The sequence below is a fragment of the Exiguobacterium sp. N4-1P genome (genome assembly GCF_002214325.1).
In genome coordinates this window covers 520923-539432 of record NZ_CP022236.1, presented here as the reverse complement: position 1 = coordinate 539432, position 18510 = coordinate 520923, and the positions used below count along the sequence as shown (strand labels likewise).

Below are 18510 nucleotides of genomic sequence, written 5' to 3'. Positions count from 1 at the left end.
TTCGGTACGTCGTCTTTTAAGCCGCCTACTCAAAGATATGTTCATTCCGGCCAAAGAAGCATGAATATTGAAGATATGGACAGGTCTTCAGCTATGATATCTTCCGTTCTCAAAAGCGCAACTGCGTACATCAATTTATACCCGCAATAGGGAGAAGGAAACCTTTCAAAAAGGAACCTATTTTTTTAATGTCAGTCATTCGCCAGTACACCGTAAAACGTCGTCTGTAATTTTTCTCTCAATTGTGTCAGGGCTTTTTCATCCGGGAAATCATAGAAAATGCCATTCAATCGATCACTGACAACGTCAATTTCAAGATATTCTCGCTCAGACATCAATGCCAGGGCTAAGCCTGCTGTCGCCATTTGACGGTAACTGATGTCTAAACTCATCTCCTCTTTCATATAAGCATGTGCTGATGAAATTTTAGTCCAGCCTGTCGGCTTCAACAGATGCGTCGCTACAGCTTGAATGACTTCTGACTGACGATTGGCTCGTGCCCCATCATTGTCTGTTTTTCGGTGACGAGAATAGGCAAGAGCCATCGCTCCATCCATATGGTATTCCTTTCCTTTTTGAAACGCATATTGATTCGCTTTTCCGCTAGCGTCTTGCTCCGAGAATGTTCCTGTCGAAACAAAATCAATCCCGCCGATTTGATCAACTAAACCAATGAAACTATCGAAAGAGATAACGATTTTGCTATCGATGTCTACATCAAGTAGTTCACTGACGGCGTTTTGCGTACACGATTCCCCACCGAACGCAAAAGCATGCGTGATTTTATCTTTTTTCCCATCCTCACAACTGATGGGTGTATACGTATCACGTGGAATCGACGTTAACTGAATCGTCCGTGATAACGGTACGAATTGCATGACGGATAGTGAATCAGACCGTGAACCTCGTAGCGATTCTCCGGGTCTTGCGTCGCTTCCGATCAATAAAAAGGTAAACGGCTGTGAGGCAAACAGGATAAAGCCAATCAATAGAACTAAGAGCAGCCCAAATATTTTTGTTTTGAAGCGACGTTTCTTTCTCTCAACAGGTTGTTTCTTTAAACCATCCTGCCTCGTCTCACGTGGTACCTTTTCTTCCAAACGTCCATTTTTACGTCGATTCGACCGTGTCCGCTCCGCCATAATCGTTCCGACTTGCTTGGCAGACCTTCTGACTACGGTGAAAAGTCGTCCTCCGATACCAGTCCGTGTTTTTTTCTGCGAGCCCCGGTGATTTTGTTGAACTGAACGCGACGTCAAAGTTGGTCCATCCTCGACGTATCGATGATTCTGCCGTTGTGAGGCGTCAATCCGCATTCGCTGGTCTGCTCGATGCTCAATTGGTGTATGTGTCGAAGTACGTCGCATCTGCTCTTCTTCCTGTCGTTTTCGTTCTAGTCGAGAACGACCTGATTGAAACTCATCCATAATAGTACCTCCGTTTTAGTCTTGCGATAACTGCTTATCTTGTAAGAACTTACGTAGATACGTCCGTTTCGGTTCCTTCATCGAGGTAGCCATTTGATAGACCCATCCCTCAGTTCGTGCGCCATCCGTCCGCTCTCCATAATATGACGAGGTTTCTGCCTCATACTGTTCTAGCAACTCACGCATCTTGTTGTCATTAGTATACGTATTACGATGGAAGATTGCCTCCATCGGAAGACGGGGTTTTTTACCTGACTGTTGATCCGGCAAACCGACTGCAACACCAAATAACGGTACGACGTGACTTGGCAACTCAAGAAGTTCACTCACTTTTCGAGCGTCATTACGAAGTGAACCGATATAAACTGTCCCGTATCCTAATGATTCTGCTGCTACGACAAGGTTCTGTGCGGCAAGTCCTGCATCAACCGCTCCGACAATCAACGCTTCCGTCGTTTCGACTGTGTCAGCGACTGAGCCATTCGCAATCTCTGCTGCCAACATATGTTTATGGTAGTCGATACAGAAGACGAAGAAGTAGCTATTATCTGCTACATAACTTTGTCCACTCGCTACTTCTACGAGTTGCTGTTTTTTTTCTAAATCCTCAATTCCGACAATTGCGTAGGCTTGTTGATAAGAAGACGTCGAAGCAGCCTGGGCAGATTGGATTAATAGTTCAATCGTCTGTTCGTCGAGTTGATGTTCCTTAAATTTCCGGATCGAGCGGTGGTTTAATAAATGTTCAATCGTTTCATTCATCTGAATCTCTCCCTTAAATTAATCTTTCCCTTTAAAAATAGGCAATGATTGTGTAAAAGAGCAAATGAAAGATGTTCGTTTTATGAAAAAATCGGGAAATGAATAATGAAGTGCTGTGTTTTTGTCGAAGGAGGGCGATCATGAGAATTCGAAAATTACGTCTTTTACTGGAGCAATATGGCGATACTACCCTTCGCGACATTATCGTAGAGATCTATCGCCAACTTCCTAAACAAACAATTGAAGATAAAGAATTAGATTTGATGCTGTCGCAATTCGCAAAATATAAAGGTCTAAAAAAAGAACAAGAACAACCGACAATCGAACAAACCATCGAGCAAACTGAACAATTCATTCAACTCGCTTACGATGGTGAGTATTTAGAACCAAGTACAATCGTTTCCGTACGCGAACAAAAAAACTGGTACGTCACAGCAAAACGATTATTAAAACACCTGCGACATTATGTTGGTCGAAAGAACGGAACGCGTGTTGCTTTCGAAGAATTCTTTTTTTTACTGTCTTCCGCCGCTGGTGAAGAACCTCTTTTCCTGAGTAACGACCCCTTCCGACTGATTAAAGTCTCTCAAGTTGAGCTCTTCCAAGAACTCGTTGGTTACTACAAGCTCGACACATCCGATAATGCGTGGATGAAGCGCGCCATCTACACGGCGTTAAAGGTACCGATCGACGTCGACACAGAACGCAGTGACCTTTTCCTTGCCGTTCTCGAGCATTGTGAAACGCGACAAGAGCGTGAGTCTTACCTGTCGTTATTGAACATGCATGCGAAAAAGCTTCAAATGAACGTTCGCATCGATGCAGACAAGCTCATCCTCTATCAAGAGATTCGCTTCGCAGAACTTCATGCCCTGATTGCTTTACGTGAACTAGAACGAGCCGAAACGATGCTTTTCACAGAATATATTCCTTATTTTTCACACCGTTCGACTCCATTTCGCTATTATCTCGACTTGCTGGAACAGGCGGGTCTAGATGAAGAACATGATCGGATTGAACGCGTTGGCCGAACCAAACATATTCATTTTTAAATACAAAAAAAGAGCTTCGGAAAGGTTTCCCGAGGCTCTTTCAATCTGATGTATTGACGATTCCAAGTCCTACAGTTGCAAGCAGTGCGATACAGGCAAATAAAAATGCCATGTCATTCGGTGAGTCAAAACCATCATATGTCGGTTCTTTTCGATCAATGATGAGTTCATCCATCGTTCCATAGCTTCCATACGTCACAGCTTCTCGGACGCTCGTTTCTTGTTTATCTAAATCTTGTGCTTGAACGGGATGAATACTACTTAAAAACAAAAAGAAGCAGACATAGATAAACTTTTTCCCCAATCTAATCCCTCCCCCGTTTCTAACAGATTACTTTTACCTTTTATGATAAAAACTATTATTTTCCTTTTATTGCTTATAGTATACTTAAGATATTGTTTCATCCTAATCAGAAAAGGAAGTGTAGCGTTTGAAAATTTTACGTTACGAGCAATTGTCGCACGGTCAACGTCGTCTCGTCCATCAGTTGTTACAAAAAAACCGCTTATCTCCTCTGTCCCTCTCATTCCAACCACCTGAAAAATATCAATGGGCTTTAATCAAGGGTGATGCCGTCTGCGCGACATTAGGATTTAACCAATTCGCCTCGTCCCTTCAAATCATCAATGCCGCTTACACGGACTTGATTGCTTTCCGCACTTTGGCGCATTTCGTCCATGATTACGCGCTCTCTCTACATCCTCATCAAATTGACGTTCAAATCATTCCACCACATGATTTCGGGTTGGTCTCGACTTGGAACACGCTCGGTTATACACTTTCCTCTGAACAATTTCGCTTCATCGGTCTCATCAATGATCATGCCGCGTCACTTCAATTCAAGCCACTTACACTCCGAAACCGTTCCTTGTTCTTAAATCTCAGAAACGAGTCGATTCAATCCTCACATTTTTTATTTAGCTATGACGTATCCCATATCGAATATTTGATTGAACAGGGGGCATTGCCGTACCTTGTCTACGATCAACAAACAATCGTCGGAACAATCATCATCCAAAAACAAAAGCAAACGATTCGTTTACTCGAAATTACGTGTATCCCTGAATTGAAGAATCAAGGATATGGGCGAAGAATTCTTGAGACCTTTCAAGCTAAATTAAAACGCACGACAGTTCGGACATTCGAGACGTATTGTTTTTCAACACATCAAGAAGCCCTTCGTTTATATGACCCCGATACATTCTGTGATATTCAACTCTTCTCACACTGGCATACTTACTCTAGAGAATCTTTACGTAACCGCTCAACGATTTCTTGATATTCCGCCAGGACGTAGGCATCCTCCACTTGTTTGAAATCAATATTTGCTCGGATCCTTAGCTGCTCCCCCATCTGATATAGACTGTCGATATAGTCATTTCCTAACGCACTCGCTTGACCTGGTTGGTGGTTATGAAAGGCTAACAGTGCATCTTCTAAAAGCAGTTGTTCCTTCTCCGTTTTTAAAACTGCTTCAAGCAACTGTTCAAATACTTCTGTATGCCGACCGATCATCGCGTAAAAGAGTGGATAGTGTTTGGCATATTTAAAATCAACTTGATATTTTTTAGTCTCGACGATTGTCTGAATGCTTGACGGATTCGACCGCTTTAACTGCTCAACAAAACCGATTGTTGCCGGATGGTCTGTAAAAAATTCTAGGCTTCGTACGTCCATTTCGTCTTCTAAATCAAGCAACAAATAGAGATCAAGCATATTAATCACGTGCGTTTCTAAAAAACGATCACTCCGTTGCAAGGATGTCGTGTAGTCTAAATCAAGACCAGCCTCTATCGCCAATTGAAAAAGTTCATGATTGATTGCACTGTATAGACCGACTGGAAATGCTAGCGGTTGACGGACAATTGAACGATGTCCATCAAGCTCTTTTAATTGATTGAGATCTACACCATGTTGTACCAACAAACGGAAAAAGAGCGTTCTATCTTGTATCGCCCCCAACTTAAGTAACAGACGATCGAGTTCAATGACTGGTTGGTTCGTATCAAGCGCTAGCGCCAAGTGCTCTGATGACTCTAAGTCAAAAGCTCGCTTCACGAAATTTAAAGCGACCCGTTCTTGTTCGGACAACTCAGCATTGTAATACTCAAAATCTTTTCGATTCAATTCTTTAAATGCACGCACTGCCTGACCAACTGCCTCATTTTTCACAAATCGTTTCATCATCGGTTTGCCCCCCTGAATACTGCTTCTCTTCGTAGTGTACGCAATATTATCTTTTCTTGAAAGCCAAAAAAATCCTGATGCCTTCCTCACAATAAGGAAATCCACCAGGATCTATCAATTCTCGCCTACTTTTAAAGGCATCGATCGAAAAATCTCATCTTGCTTTCCGACTTTTTCGACACTCGTTCCAATTGAACCGCTATATTCAATTGTCTGTTCCGGCTGAATGAACTCATAAGTAATGGCCGGTTCTCCACGCAATCGAACCTGGATTACCTGTCGATGTTGCAGGGAAAACGAGGCCTTCACTTCTAAAAATGATGCTTCACTGATTCCATGATGTTTTTCAAGCATCGTCTTTAACTGCTTTTCTGAGTTCTGTTGGCTGCTTTGAAGCTCTGCGTAAGAAATTCCGACCGCAAAAGATAAAAGTCCAATCAGACTTAACGCGAGAATGACCAGTACTTTTTTCATAGACTGATTCACCTCCGAATGAAATTCGTTCTGCTCTCATCATCGGTTCACTCCGCTATTTTTTGAAGTATTTCTCGAAAATAAGCGTTTCCTCATGTCTACAACCATTGGGACGACAAGGGAGAGACGTCTTCCCAACCTAGATGAGAACTTTAGTTGCTAGGTAAAGGAACATTCAATACTCTTCTTTAAGCGATAAATGCATATCAAGGTGTGGAATTCCATCCTCCAGATACACATCAGATGTCTCTTCAAACCCAAACGATGCATAAAACTTTTTTAGATGGGCCTGGGCCTGCAAATAAATCCCTGTTTCTTCTTGTGTCCGGATGTGTTCGATTGCTTCATTCATCAAGCGACGTGCAATACCGTGCGACCGAAAATCAGCGTGGACGGCGACACGACCAATCGCTACAGCACCTGATTGATTTTTAGGGAGTACTCGAAGGCAACCGATTAACTGCTGATCTGCATAGGCAAGTGCATGAATCGCCTCCTGATCACGATTATCGAGCTCTGAATAGGCACATTCCTGCTCAACGACAAAAATATCAGTTCTTAATTTTAATAACTGATAAAGCGTCAAGGCACCAAGCTGATTAAACCGAATAAATTCTGTATGATACATGAATTACACTCCTCTGCTTTAATGTTCAGCCTCTAAATAGACGGGTTAGTCTGCATGAATAGACGACGACGGGTATCCCTTTAAAGACCGTTTCTTTTTCCCAACCCAATCCGTTGGCGCGAGCCACCTTTTGAGAAGAATGATTTTCTGGATGAATGATTGAAATCAGACGATCGTTTCCACGTTCAAATGCCTCACGCATCAGACGTTTCGCTGCTTCACGCCCGTATCCGACTTTCCAGTGCTTCGGCTTTAACCAATATCCGACTTCAAGTTCTTCTACTCCGTCGACTTCTTGTAGGATGAGTCCTGCAAAACCGATTGGTTCCTCATCCTCTTTTTTTTCAATCAGCAAAAACCCCGTCTGACGATCATCTTCATACCGCTCGAATTGTTGGTCGAACCATAAACGGGCCTCCGTCTCATCCAATGAAACACCACCGTTAATATACTGCATCACCAATTCATTTTGAACGAGTTCTTTATAAAAGTCGAAATCTTCCTGAGAAAAAGGTCGCATTCTCAAACGTTCGCTCTCCATATCGATTCCCCTCCTAATTTTCCGAACATCCTTCTATATACGTATTTATAATTCCCCCTTTTCTAACCGATTCATACCCTAAATCCTTATTTTGTCTTGTTCACCTTTCGAAATTCGGAATTCCAGATATATATTTTCATTACTAAGCGATGACAGTTTTCGGATAAACCTTGCATTTTTCGTGTCAACTCTGTATTTTGGGAACTATGTGCTAAACATCAATTACGTAATTAGTGTAAAATATATTTTGAGCGTACTTTCGCTGAATGGAATTCATAAAAAAAGGACTGAGAACTTATATGACTGAACAGTTGTTGACTGGGCTTTACGAGGGATTAAACGAAGACTCTGTATTAGTGAATGAACCGTTAAAATATCATACGTATACGAAAATGGGAGGAATTGCCGACCTTTTCATCATTCCTTCTTCTTACGAAGAAACAGCTTTTGCTGTTCGCTATGCTTATGAGAACGATCTCCCATTGACATTACTCGGTAATGGATCGAACCTCGTCGTACGTGATGGCGGGATTCGTGGCATCGTCTTATCATTTGAAAAATTAACGGATATTTCGGTCGAAGAACATGAGCTCGTCGCACAAAGCGGCGCGGCCATCATCCAAGCCTCACGCGTCGCTTATGATCATGCATTGAGTGGTCTCGAGTTTGCCTGTGGAATCCCCGGCACAGTCGGTGGTGCTCTTATCATGAATGCTGGTGCGTATGGAGGGGAAGTCAAAGATTGTCTTCAGAGCGCGACGGTTTTAACACGCCAAGGTGAGCTGTTAAACATCACACGCGACGAACTCGAACTTGGATACCGGACAAGCTGTTTCGCTAAAAAAGAATATATCATTCTCGAAGGACGTTTTTCTTTGACGGAGGGGGATCCTGTTCTCATCAAGGAAGTCATGGACGATTTGACGAATAAGCGTGAAACGAAGCAACCCCTCGAATACCCTTCTTGCGGCAGTGTCTTTAAGCGCCCTGAAGGATATTTCGCCGGAAAGTTAATCCAGGACAGCGGACTTCAAGGGACACGAATTGGTGGAGCGGAAGTCTCACAAAAACATGCCGGTTTCATCGTCAATATCGAAAATGCAACGGCGACTGATTACATTTCGCTTATTCACCACGTTCAAGAAACGGTGCAGGATAAATTCGGGATTCTCCTCGAGACCGAAGTAAAAATCATCGGTGAAGAACTTTAATACGAATACTTTCCTTAAACACAAAAAAGTAACAGGAACGGATACCCGTTCCTGTTACTTTTTTAGCCTCCATTCGGCTCATCCTTAAATTGACCAGTTGCCGTTACGCATTAACGCTTCGCGTGTACCGTCTGCTAATTCGCCATCGATTGCCATATCTGCTGAGCCAATCATGAAATCAACATGCGTCATCGAATCATTCGCCCCTTGCTCGGCTAATTCTTCATTCGATAAACTTGGTCCATTCTCAAGGCACGTCGAGTAGGCACGACCAATCGCGAGGTGACATGAGGCATTCTCATCGAACAACGTATTATAGAACAAGATGCCCGAGTCAGAGATTGGTGAATGGTGCGGCACGAGAGCTACTTCTCCGAGATAACGTGCTCCTTCGTCGAGCGAAATCAACTCATCTAATGCCGCTTGACCCTGTTTCGCTTCTGCTTTGACGATTTTCCCATCTTCAAACCAAAGCGTAAAGCCATCAATCAAGTTTCCGCTGTAGCTGAGTGGCTTCGTACTCGAGACATGACCGTTGACTCCTGTCTTCTTCGGTAACGTAAAGACCTCCTCCGTCGGAAGGTTCGCGATGAAATCAACACCGTCCGCATTCGGTCCACCACCACCGAGCCATACATGACGCTCTGGTAACTCGATCGATAATTCCGTCCCTGGTGCCGAGTAATGAAGTGTTTTATATTTTTTCTCCGTCAAGAATGTCGCTTTCGTACGGAGATTATGATCATGTTTCTCCCATTCAGCGACTGGATCTGCTTGATCGACACGAGTTGCCTTTAAAATCGCTTCCCATAGCTCTTCTACAGCGTTTTCCGAGTCCGGGAATACCTTAGCCGCCCAAGCATCTGAAGGTGCAGCAACGACACACCAGCTTACATTGTCGCTCATGACGAATTTACGCCAATTGGCTAGTGCAACTCCTGCTGCTTTATTCGCGCGCGCGATACGACTCGACTCGACTCCGTTTAAAAGATCTGGATCTTCACTGACGACAGATAAGAAGGCTGTCTTTTCATCAGCTAATTGATCGAACCGTGCTTTTAACCACTCTGGAAATGCGTCAAACGAATCTTCCGGTGCATCGAAATAACGGATTTTCGTCATTTCATCATCTGACCATTGCACGTAAACGTTCGATGCGCCTACTTCGTAAGCAACACGTGTAATTTCACGAACAAGTGGTGCATTTTCGATGCCAGCACGAATTTCTAGTTGCTGACCGGATTGCAAATTGATTCCTGTACGTACAGCGAGTGCTGCATACTTTTTGAGTTGTTCTTGAGTCGGCATTATGTAATCCCCTTTCGTCTCTTACTCTTATTTTCACGAAAGAGTTGCAATTTTGCAAGAAATAAGGTGAAACTAGGTGTAGAGAAGGAGTGTTGAACATGGAATTCGTACCAGGAGATTTTAAATCCGCTTACACATATTTCCACCGTCAGGCATTGGCGTTAGTCGGAGATCACAAAGCACAGGAAGATTTATTGATTCGAGGAGAAGTTGGCTTAGCACATTTAACAAAAGATATCGCTTCAGAAGAAGGGTCTGATATCGAACGTGAAGCAGAACTCGTGCTGTATTTCCAACTTAAACAGTTACTTGAGATGTTACGTGCCCTTTATCAAAAACGTTTTTCGATGAAGGAAGAACAAGAACAATTATTATTGACGGCTGTGCTCTATTTTACTTCCCCAGTTGATGCACTACCTGACGAAAATGTTCTCGGTCTGTTCGATGATGCTCAAATCGTCGAATCGATCTATGAAGAACTCGCAGCAGATGTCGATCGCTTCCAACATCTCGAATAAAGAAAAAGGTAAGGGAGGCGGGAAAACCCGTCGCTACCTTACCTTTTCTTTATGCTTTTTTTTTCGTCGCGATGTTGATTGTCGCAGCTTGTTGTTTTGATTGATCCACTTCTAGCTTTTCTTTATTCAACCACGTGTAAACCATTCCCATGAAGAGTGCTCCACCGATGATGTTACCGAAGAGAGCAGGAATTAAGTTATGGATTGCTCCGGCAAATGAAATCGCCTCTGGGTGAGGTACGACAAGCGCGATTGAGAACAATGCCATATTGGCAATGACATGGTCAAAACCTGATGCGAAGAAGACAGCAACTAAAACCATCATCATCATGATTTGTGCCAATTCATTTTTCATGTTTTTCGGAATGAAAATCGCTAAACAAACCATCCAGTTACAGAAGATTGCTCGCGTAAAAATTTCCCATGTCGAGTGATGGATTTTCGATTCAGAGACAGCGAACAACCAGTTGTTTGCGCCTAACTCTTGAATGATTCCAGTTTGCGAAAAGAGTAACGCGAAGGCAAGTCCTCCGAGACCATTACCAATCAAACAAATCGTCCATACTTTAAACGTATCCATTTTTGTAGTGTATCCACGCATCGTCGCCGTAGTAAAATACATCGTATTTCCTGTAAACAGTTCTGCACCGCCGTAGACAATTAAGACAAGCGCAACACCAAAAGTTAATCCACCGACGAGCGTCATCGCAGCCGATTCATTTAGATAAAGTCCGTTGATTGCTTTGAGTGTAAATATGATAGCAAAACCGATGAATACCCCAGCAAGCATGGCACGAACTAAATATTCGAGTGGACGCATTTGTAGCATTTTAGTTGATTTAACCGCTTTATTTCTTAGCCCTTCTAATGCTTCTACTTCATTCATTGTAGAAACCTCGCTTTCTTCTTGTTCAACACTTCACAATGTTTGTTCACTTATTATCATACTTCCATCTTATAAGATGTTCAACCCCTGCCTACCCCTTATTTAAGGTTTTTACGAAAGAATGACATGTAAACGATACCATTGTGTCAAGTTTGTGAAAAAAGCTTTTTCTTGCTAGATACAACTACTTTACGGGTATATTTTGAGTTGTGAACGGAAGTATTCTAGAAAGGATTTTCGTCTTGATTCAACTAATACATAGTCGTCAATAACTACACGATTAAAGCGGTTAGTGGACGTCGAAGCTCGCTCAATATCGCGTGGTGTATACCCTTCAAAATCATTACGCGTGATTTTAATTTGAAGGATTGATACAGGATCCGTATATTGAATTTCAACTGTCATTACATTAGGAATCGCTAAAAAAAGAGCCAGCGTATGGTGCATGACGAGTTGCGAAAATCGACTTTTGATAAAAGAGGGTGTAGACGGATCAATCCATTCATGATTTGTCCCGACCCATTCTTTTCTGGATTTACCCGTCACTTCATAACGTAAGGAGACGGTAGTCCCTTCAATCTTTACTTGTTTAAGTGCGTCTGAAAATGGAAATCGTTCAATAAATCCTGTCATTGCATTTGTATTTGTAACCGATGTTCCGACATATCTGGTGACCAGTGCTCCATCACGCCACTTATTGTCAGGGGATTCCCTCGAGTAATGCAACATAAAAACGGAACCTGCGCTTAATCCAATGAGCGCACAGCATAAAAATAAAAGGATTTTTTTCAATTCACTCAATTCCTTTCGACCCGCGTCACATTTTTTTTACGATATTTTTCAGTTGAGGGGTTGAATTTAATGCTATATAGGCGTACTCTTGCAGGCAGATACTTTACAAAGGAGGAGCATGAGGATTTCTCATCAATCACAATGAAGACTAAACAAACGAGCAAGAAAAAACGAACAGAAAAAATCAGTTTCCTTTTAATCGGTACACTTCTTTACTCCCTTTATATCAGCCTTTTATTATCTCCAAATGACATTGGATCTGGCGGCATCATGGGAATCACACTTATTTTCCAAGAGTTGTTCAATACGCCTATCGGACTGACCCAACTTGTCTTGAATATCCCGCTTTTCTTACTTGGTTTTCGCTTCTTAAGAAAACGATTCATGCTACTTTCAGGAATTATCGTCCTTATTTCTTCATTTTTAATTGATTGGATTCCAACACAAGTGGTTCCTGAGTCATTAAACGATCCTCTCGTCGCCTCCATTTTTGCAGGGTTAGTTTCCGGACTCGCAATGGCATTAATCTTCTTTGGCGGCGCTTCGACAGGTGGACTCGACATCCTCGGAAAGTTCTTTTATGCCCGCTTTCATAACTGGCCGCTCCCGCGTATTTTTTTAATGCAGGATTTAGTGATCTATATCTTAGTTTGGCTAGTCTTCGACTTAAAACATGTTATGTATGCATTAATTATGAGCTTCGTTCGCGCCAAGGCGTTGCAAACGGTCTATAGTTTTTACTCTGCTTCTAAACAATGTATTATCATTTGTGAAAAAGCAGATGAAATCAACGACGTCATCACAAAAGAACTTGGTCGTGGTGTCACGATTCTCGATGCGCGCGGTGGCTATTCCAACCGGACAAAGAAGATGGTTTATGTCGTCGTACAGAATAATGAAATCGTTCGTCTTCAGGAAATTGTTTCTTCTGTCGAACCTAATGCCTTCGTCACCTTCTCTGAGATTCATACCGTCTTCGGAAATTACAAAGAACATTCCTACTCTTTTTAAATGAACCGCACACGATGAAACGACACCCCCTGTCATGAGGTGGGTTGTTTTTTGTAAACGAAGGCTGACCCATCATATACGTCTACGTTTGGTATCGCTTCAGGTTTCATCTCAAAATATAAAACGATTGGATCCCCGTAACCAAAAGATGTTCCCCTAAAAAATAGATAACTCTTCACTTTTTGGGAATTAGTGGTTAAGCTAATGACATTACCAGTTAGCTTACGAAGGAATGATTGCATGAATAAACTTTGGCGCTACCGCATCTCTCTCATTCTTTTAGTCAGTTTGTTCGCTTCGATTCCTCTCATCTATGCCTTGACAGGTTATCGTACCATTTCAAAAATGACAGAAGAGATGCACGCCCATAACATCCCGATGATTAAACAGGTCGACCAACTCGTCGAATACAATCGGGATCGGGCAAATGCCGTTCGCGGCCTATTGCTCTATGAAGACGACCGCTACATTGAACAATACTACTTCTGCACGACCAAAATTCATGATTTACGCCGTGTGCTCAATGCTTCGAACGAAACACCTGTACCGATTAAAGATTTATTGGTCCGTAACAATGCATGGGAAAAAGAAATCGAAACCGTTTTCAGCCTTTATGAAACAAACGGTTCACAGGCAGCTACCGCTTTAGCGAAACAATCGACGCAGACCACGCAGACCATTCTTGAAGATCTTGCTCAAGTTAAAGATCAATTGTATACCGAATTAGATCAAGAACTCGAAAATACGGCGCTCGTGACAGCATCCTATAAACGGATGTGCTTTAGTCTATCCATTTTAGCCTTTCTACTCATCAGTGTGACCATCACGTTCTTCCATCGAATCAAATAATCTGTTGTTTCATACGATTAGCTTCGTGAAAAAGCTAAAAAACGCACCGCAGTTCTTTATCGGACTGCGGTGCGTTTTTTATATTTTTCTCAAGAAGAAGCCTTTCCTTCATTCACATGCTCCATTGCCAAATGAACTAACGACGAGACATGATGGTCATCAAGTGAATAATAGACAACTTTTCCTTCTTTACGATATTTGACGAGACCTTGTTTCAATAACGTTCTTAAGTGATGCGAAGCCGTCGCAATCGAACAATCAACTGATGCCGATACGTCACAAACACAAAGTTCTCGCTCGACCGTCAATGCATAAGCGATTCGTAGACGCGTTGCGTCCGATAACACTTTAAACAATTTCCCAATCTCAAGCGTCGGGATTTTCTCAACGGCATGACCAATTTCAGTAGCACGTTTTTTATCGATCGCAATCGTCTCACAGCGTGGTGCCTCCACTGTCTTCACCTCTCCTCCAAACTATTGCACCATCCTAAAACAACAAATGCAAGTAAGATGACTACGATGATTCGCGAGGTGAAGATTCATTTCCGATGTTTTTTTTGGATTGTACGAAAAACTGCCCATCCCCCTAATCGATTCCCGATATCCCAAACGATTCGATTAGTATCGACAGCCCGTACACCGATATCGATGATACTTGTATTTCGCAATCGCTCCTTATATCGATTCGATAGGAAGCGTGGTAACGGTACTTGTAACATCACTCGATAAAATAAATCGAGGTGTGTATGGCCCCAGATTTCCGTAGCGATGGATGCCGTTTTAATCAACAGCGGCCGTTTATATCGTTGTTGGTGTTTGTTTTTTAACAAAACCGCCAATTCAAATGCATAACGATTCGGATAGGGAAACAATTTCCAACCTAAATGATACTTTCCACGGTTGTCGATTCGAATGATTTGTGGTTCGATTCGATACCGAATCCAGCCTCCCCGAAAGCGAATGACTTGCCATTTCACGTACATCACCTCTTCAGTGATTATACCCGGTCTGATACTATTTGACGCGCAGTCTGAACCGCCTCTTTGAACTCTCGTGCCGCACGTTCAATATCTGGTGCTGCGAATAAGGCAGAGACGACGGCATATCCTTCAAGCATCTCGAATAAGTCGGGCACCACATGATGTGTGATTCCACCAATCCCGACGAGAGGAAGGGAAACAGCCCGGCGAATCGCCCGGAGTGTTTCGTTTGTCATCTGACTCGCATCGTCTTTTGTCGCCGTTGGATAGAGCGACCCTACGCCAAGATAAGTTGCCCCGTCTTGCTCTGCTTCGATTGCCTGTTCAACGGTGGAAACAGAAACCCCAATCGTGGCTTCCGGTAACAGCTTACGTGCTTCCTTCAAAGGGATGTCCTCTTGCCCGATATGCAGACCTGCACCGACGATTTGTGCGATATCAATCCGGTCATTGATGATGAGTGGGACGCCGTAACGAGACATCATTTTCTTCAAGTCACTCGCTTGTTCGAGAAATTCTTTCCCTTGCGCCTGCTTTTCACGAAGCTGGACCATCGTCGCGCCACCTTTTATTGCTGCTTCGACCGCATCAATCAAGGCAACGTCCGGGTGAAAGCGCCGATCTGTTACCGCATAAACCGTGTAATCATTCTCCACTGGTCAATACCCCTTTCAAACTTTCTTCTGTAGTCAAGCTGATTGCGTTGAACAACCCCATCCGGAAATCACCAAGTCCCGCTGCTTCATCTGCGACTTCACCCGCTTTTCCCATTAAATACGTCCCATAGGTCGCTGCTTCGAATGCATCATACCCTGCTCCAAGTAGGGTTCCGATGAGCGATGCCGTCATGCAACCTGTCCCTGTAATGTGTCCGAGTCGTGGCGTTCCTACGGTTAGTTTTACTTGTCGCTTGCCGTCTGTAATGAAATCAACCGGTCCCGTTACGACGAGAGTCGTCCCGAGCCGTCCAGCAAACTCATGGACGACTTGAAAATCTAATGTCTCTCCGGAAGCGACATCGACTCCTTTTGAACGTCCGACTTGACCGATGAGCGTCTTGATTTCAGAGACGTTCCCCTTAATGACCGTAAAATGAATTGCTTCGAGTAACTCTTTCGTGAATTGTGTCCGAAGTGTCGTCGCCCCCATTCCGACTGGATCTAAAATAATCGGTTTCTTCAATCGGTTAGCCGTTTGACCTGCCAACAATTGCGACGCTCGTGAAGCTGCGTTCAATGTCCCGATATTGATAACGACAGCATCTGCATGTCCAACCATTTCCTCGACTTCTAGGATATCTTCCGCCATGACAGGTGAACCCCCGAGCGCAAGGGTCATATTGGCACACTCATTAATCGTGACCGCATTCGTTAAATGATGAATTAATGGTTTTTTATCATGAATGGTTGTAAGCATCCGTTTCCCTCCAAATGTCATAAAAGTGATGTGTCGGTCCGATTCCGTTCCCTAAGGCAAATCCATGCCGGATTGCTTCAGTTACGTACCGTTTAGCATAAATCACGCTATCCTTCAGGGAATCTCCCAGCGCAAGACGTGCCGCAATCGCGGAAGACAATGTACATCCAGTACCATGTGTATGCTGGCGTTTTAATCGTGCCTCCTGAAACAGATGATGCCTCCCTTCCGTGTATAAAATATCCGAGGCATCCGTACTTTCAAGATGACCGCCTTTTAACAGGATAGCGATGTCTCGTTTTTGTGCGAATTCCGTCGTCGCCAGCTTCATTTCATCAATTGTCGAAATCGCTTGCCCTAACATGCGTTCCATTTCCGGAATATTCGGGGTCGTCAAGGTTGCAAGCGGCATCAAATGCTCCATTAATGCTTGTTCAGCATATTTCCTTAACAGCGCATGCCCCCCTTTTGCGACCATCACGGGGTCTAAGACGACTGGTCCCTGATAATGTTTCAAACATTTGGCAATGACTTGAATCGTTTTTTCATTCGAGACCATCCCAATTTTAACGGCATCTACACGAATATCGCTAAAAATCGAGTTCAACTGGGCTTCGACAAGCGTTGGTGATACATCTTCAACTGCTTGTACGCCTAACGTATTTTGCGCTGTGATAGCAGTAATTACACTCATACCGTAAACCCCAAGAGCAGAAAAAGTTTTTAAGTCGGCTTGAATTCCAGCTCCACCACTAGAGTCTGATCCAGCAATCGTCAGTACATGTTTCATCGATAGACCTCACTTTCTATGAGAGCACAAGGAGAAAGCGGAACGAAAAAAAGCGCCGTCCGCTGTAAAAAAGCAGACGACGCCATGAAAAACCAACGAGTGTGGTCACTTATTCATGTCTTCAATCTCAACTTTCCTACGCTGGTATTATCCAGATCAGGTGATAGGGTCGAAAACAGAATGGTTTTCCTCTCAGCCAGATTCCTCCAGCTCCCCTAGTTGCTCATGATTTAAATTTCTCTTTCACTGTAGCATAGCGCCATAAAAAAAACGAGCCGAAGCTCGTTTTTATAAGTATGCTAATGGATTAACTGTGTTAGCTGGTCCTGTCGCACTGTATTGGTAACCACCAATATGCAATTCAAAATGAAGATGTGCGCCCGTCGAGTTTCCCGTATTTCCGAGCGTACCGATTTGTTGCCCTTGCGAGACCGTTTGTCCAGCATGAACTGATAATGAATTCATATGCGCGTAAACTGTTGTATACACTTTCCCATTCAAGAAATGTGAAATCATCACGTGATTTCCGTACGGTCCACCGCTTCCTGCTGTGATGACCGTTCCTGAAGCTGCTGCGACGATTGATGATCCGACTGACCCTCTAAAGTCGACACCATTATGGAAAGTATACCCATTCGCACCACTCGCTGGTCCGAATCCTTGTGAAACACTTCCTGACGCAGGGCGAACGAACTGCGCCGAACCACTCGGAACACTAGCGACTGGCGTAGCACTTACGACCTTCTTAGACGTCCCGGCGTTGTTTTTTTCCGCCGCCTCCGCCGCCTTTTCCGCTGCCGCTTTTTCAGCTGCTGCCTTTTCCGCTGCTGCTTTAGCTGCTGCCTTTGCTGCCGCAATCGCACGTTCTTGCGCTTCTAATGTCGCTTGAAGTTCTTTCGCATTCAGAAGTTTTGTCGTAAATTTTGTTTTACCTTGACGTAATTTTTTTAAGGTTGCACTACGTGCTTTCATTTGCTGTTTGAGTTCCTTTTTTTGAACCAAAAGGGCTTCTTTTTCTTTCACTCGCTCTTCCTTTTTATCCACAAGCGTCGCTTTAGCATCAGCTAATTTTTTTTGCGTTTCAAGGTAAGCAGAAATCATCTTGTCATCTTGTTCAGCAATTTTTTTCCCTGCCATCACACGACTAAAGAGATCGCCAAGATCTTTCGAACCAAAAATGACTTCTTCCCATTTAATCGAATTCCCATCATTTTCTTGAAGCACACGAAGGCGGTCTCCTAACAGCTCTTCCTGGCGTTTTAACATTTCTTCATAATGGATAATGTCTGCCTCAAGCTCTTCAATTCGTTCATTCAACTGACGAATCTGTTTATTTTTTTCTGAGACACGAAAAATATTTTCATTGATTGCTGCATCAATCGCATTGATTTGACGTTGCTCTTTTGAAATTTTAGATTCTTGTTTTTTGATTGATTTTTCTAGTTTACGTTGTTCAGCTGCATTATCTGCTTTCTTTTCTTTGATTGTAGCCGCTTGAGTGATTGGGGTGTTCGTCAATAATAACGTCCCTAATAGTACGGTAGAAAATAACTTTTTTAGCATATGTGAGTTCCTCGCTTATGTATGAATTCGATTTTTGAAGTCCTGTTCCGTAGTGAAACTATCTGAAATTGATTATAGCACCGTAATAGTTTCAGAAAAATTTCATTTACAT

Annotated in this window: 22 protein-coding genes and 1 riboswitch; of the genes, 6 read left to right on the top strand and 16 right to left on the bottom strand. The window is 43.2% G+C overall.

The annotated features are described in order from the left end of the window. Window positions 1–191: 191 nt before the first annotated feature. A complete protein-coding gene (locus tag A0126_RS02780) occupies window positions 192–1427 on the bottom strand; it encodes an LCP family protein (protein WP_204251419.1) in 1236 nt (411 codons plus the stop codon). A 15-nt stretch (window positions 1428–1442) separates the two neighbouring features. Beyond that, window positions 1443–2189 carry an oxygen-insensitive NADPH nitroreductase gene (nfsA, locus tag A0126_RS02775; RefSeq protein ID WP_088836363.1) on the bottom strand — a complete coding sequence of 249 codons (747 nt, stop codon included), beginning with the start codon at window positions 2187–2189 and terminating at the stop codon, window positions 1443–1445. A 140-nt stretch (window positions 2190–2329) separates the two neighbouring features. On the opposite strand from nfsA, the gene A0126_RS02770 reads away from it, so the two are divergent. Further along, the gene (locus A0126_RS02770) at window positions 2330–3241 is read left to right on the top strand and encodes a hypothetical protein (RefSeq protein ID WP_088836362.1); all 912 of its coding nucleotides are present in this window, start codon (window positions 2330–2332) and stop codon (window positions 3239–3241) included. Window positions 3242–3281: 40 nt separating this feature from the next. On the opposite strand, the gene A0126_RS02765 is transcribed toward A0126_RS02770, so the two are convergent. Then, window positions 3282–3545, bottom strand: coding sequence for a hypothetical protein (locus A0126_RS02765; RefSeq protein ID WP_029332686.1), 264 nt, complete (start codon window positions 3543–3545; stop codon window positions 3282–3284). A 127-nt stretch (window positions 3546–3672) separates the two neighbouring features. Here A0126_RS02765 and A0126_RS02760 point away from each other — a divergent pair, with 127 nt between their 5' ends. Further along, window positions 3673–4521: a GNAT family N-acetyltransferase gene (locus A0126_RS02760; protein ID WP_088836361.1), complete on the top strand. Its 849-nt coding sequence runs from the start codon at window positions 3673–3675 to the stop codon at window positions 4519–4521. Here the strand turns inward: A0126_RS02760 and A0126_RS02755 are convergent. From A0126_RS02755 to A0126_RS02740, 4 genes are all read right to left on the bottom strand, one after another. Next, entirely contained in the window at window positions 4479–5429 is a 951-nt protein-coding gene (locus A0126_RS02755) for a hypothetical protein (protein WP_239456819.1), read from the bottom strand. The genes A0126_RS02760 and A0126_RS02755 overlap by 43 nt on opposite strands. 114 nt (window positions 5430–5543) lie before the next feature. Then, the gene (locus tag A0126_RS02750; protein WP_088836360.1) at window positions 5544–5903 is read right to left on the bottom strand and encodes a hypothetical protein; all 360 of its coding nucleotides are present in this window, start codon (window positions 5901–5903) and stop codon (window positions 5544–5546) included. A gap of 175 nt (window positions 5904–6078) precedes the next feature. Then, window positions 6079–6531, bottom strand: coding sequence for a GNAT family N-acetyltransferase (locus A0126_RS02745; RefSeq protein ID WP_088836359.1), 453 nt, complete (start codon window positions 6529–6531; stop codon window positions 6079–6081). Window positions 6532–6556: 25 nt separating this feature from the next. Beyond that, a complete protein-coding gene (locus A0126_RS02740; RefSeq protein WP_088836358.1) occupies window positions 6557–7072 on the bottom strand; it encodes a GNAT family N-acetyltransferase in 516 nt (171 codons plus the stop codon). Window positions 7073–7371: 299 nt separating this feature from the next. Between A0126_RS02740 and murB the strand changes: the two genes are divergently transcribed. After that, on the top strand, window positions 7372–8283 hold the full coding sequence (gene murB / locus A0126_RS02735; protein WP_088836357.1) for a UDP-N-acetylmuramate dehydrogenase: 912 nt from the start codon (window positions 7372–7374) through the stop codon (window positions 8281–8283). 84 nt (window positions 8284–8367) lie between these two features. Here murB and A0126_RS02730 read toward each other — a convergent pair whose 3' ends face one another. Further along, complete coding sequence (locus A0126_RS02730; protein WP_088836356.1) at window positions 8368–9591, bottom strand: aminopeptidase; 1224 nt, start codon at window positions 9589–9591, stop codon at window positions 8368–8370. Window positions 9592–9689: 98 nt separating this feature from the next. Here A0126_RS02730 and A0126_RS02725 point away from each other — a divergent pair, with 98 nt between their 5' ends. Further along, the gene (locus A0126_RS02725; RefSeq protein ID WP_029332678.1) at window positions 9690–10109 is read left to right on the top strand and encodes a DUF1232 domain-containing protein; all 420 of its coding nucleotides are present in this window, start codon (window positions 9690–9692) and stop codon (window positions 10107–10109) included. 49 nt (window positions 10110–10158) lie between these two features. Here the strand turns inward: A0126_RS02725 and A0126_RS02720 are convergent, their stop codons facing one another. Together A0126_RS02720 and A0126_RS02715 are read right to left on the bottom strand one after the other, a co-directional pair. Further along, window positions 10159–10995 carry a formate/nitrite transporter family protein gene (locus A0126_RS02720; RefSeq protein WP_088836355.1) on the bottom strand — a complete coding sequence of 279 codons (837 nt, stop codon included), beginning with the start codon at window positions 10993–10995 and terminating at the stop codon, window positions 10159–10161. Between the two features lie 189 nt (window positions 10996–11184). Then, window positions 11185–11796, bottom strand: a complete 612-nt coding sequence (locus tag A0126_RS02715) for a hypothetical protein (protein ID WP_157898461.1) — start codon at window positions 11794–11796, stop codon at window positions 11185–11187. A gap of 132 nt (window positions 11797–11928) precedes the next feature. Here A0126_RS02715 and A0126_RS02710 point away from each other — a divergent pair, with 132 nt between their 5' ends. Together A0126_RS02710 and A0126_RS02705 are read left to right on the top strand one after the other, a co-directional pair. After that, complete coding sequence (locus A0126_RS02710) at window positions 11929–12798, top strand: YitT family protein (protein WP_088836353.1); 870 nt, start codon at window positions 11929–11931, stop codon at window positions 12796–12798. Between the two features lie 240 nt (window positions 12799–13038). Beyond that, entirely contained in the window at window positions 13039–13647 is a 609-nt protein-coding gene (locus A0126_RS02705) for a CHASE3 domain-containing protein (RefSeq protein WP_088836352.1), read from the top strand. Between the two features lie 89 nt (window positions 13648–13736). On the opposite strand, the gene A0126_RS02700 is transcribed toward A0126_RS02705, so the two are convergent. The 6 genes from A0126_RS02700 to A0126_RS02675 all read right to left on the bottom strand — a co-directional run bounded on the left by A0126_RS02700 (window position 13737) and on the right by A0126_RS02675 (window position 18398). Next, entirely contained in the window at window positions 13737–14102 is a 366-nt protein-coding gene (locus A0126_RS02700; protein WP_088836351.1) for an ArsR/SmtB family transcription factor, read from the bottom strand. 86 nt (window positions 14103–14188) lie between these two features. Beyond that, window positions 14189–14626, bottom strand: coding sequence for a hypothetical protein (locus A0126_RS02695; protein ID WP_088836350.1), 438 nt, complete (start codon window positions 14624–14626; stop codon window positions 14189–14191). Between the two features lie 20 nt (window positions 14627–14646). After that, entirely contained in the window at window positions 14647–15285 is a 639-nt protein-coding gene (thiE, locus tag A0126_RS02690; protein ID WP_088836349.1) for a thiamine phosphate synthase, read from the bottom strand. Next, window positions 15275–16045: a hydroxyethylthiazole kinase gene (thiM, locus tag A0126_RS02685; RefSeq protein ID WP_088836348.1), complete on the bottom strand. Its 771-nt coding sequence runs from the start codon at window positions 16043–16045 to the stop codon at window positions 15275–15277. Before thiM ends, thiE begins: the two co-directional genes overlap by 11 nt. Beyond that, window positions 16026–16835, bottom strand: coding sequence for a bifunctional hydroxymethylpyrimidine kinase/phosphomethylpyrimidine kinase (gene thiD, locus A0126_RS02680; RefSeq protein WP_088836347.1), 810 nt, complete (start codon window positions 16833–16835; stop codon window positions 16026–16028). Before thiD ends, thiM begins: the two co-directional genes overlap by 20 nt. Before the next feature lie 116 nt (window positions 16836–16951). Next, window positions 16952–17062: riboswitch (TPP riboswitch) on the bottom strand. Window positions 17063–17123: 61 nt separating this feature from the next. Next, on the bottom strand, window positions 17124–18398 hold the full coding sequence (locus A0126_RS02675) for a murein hydrolase activator EnvC family protein (RefSeq protein WP_088836346.1): 1275 nt from the start codon (window positions 18396–18398) through the stop codon (window positions 17124–17126). Window positions 18399–18510 lie beyond the last annotated feature (112 nt).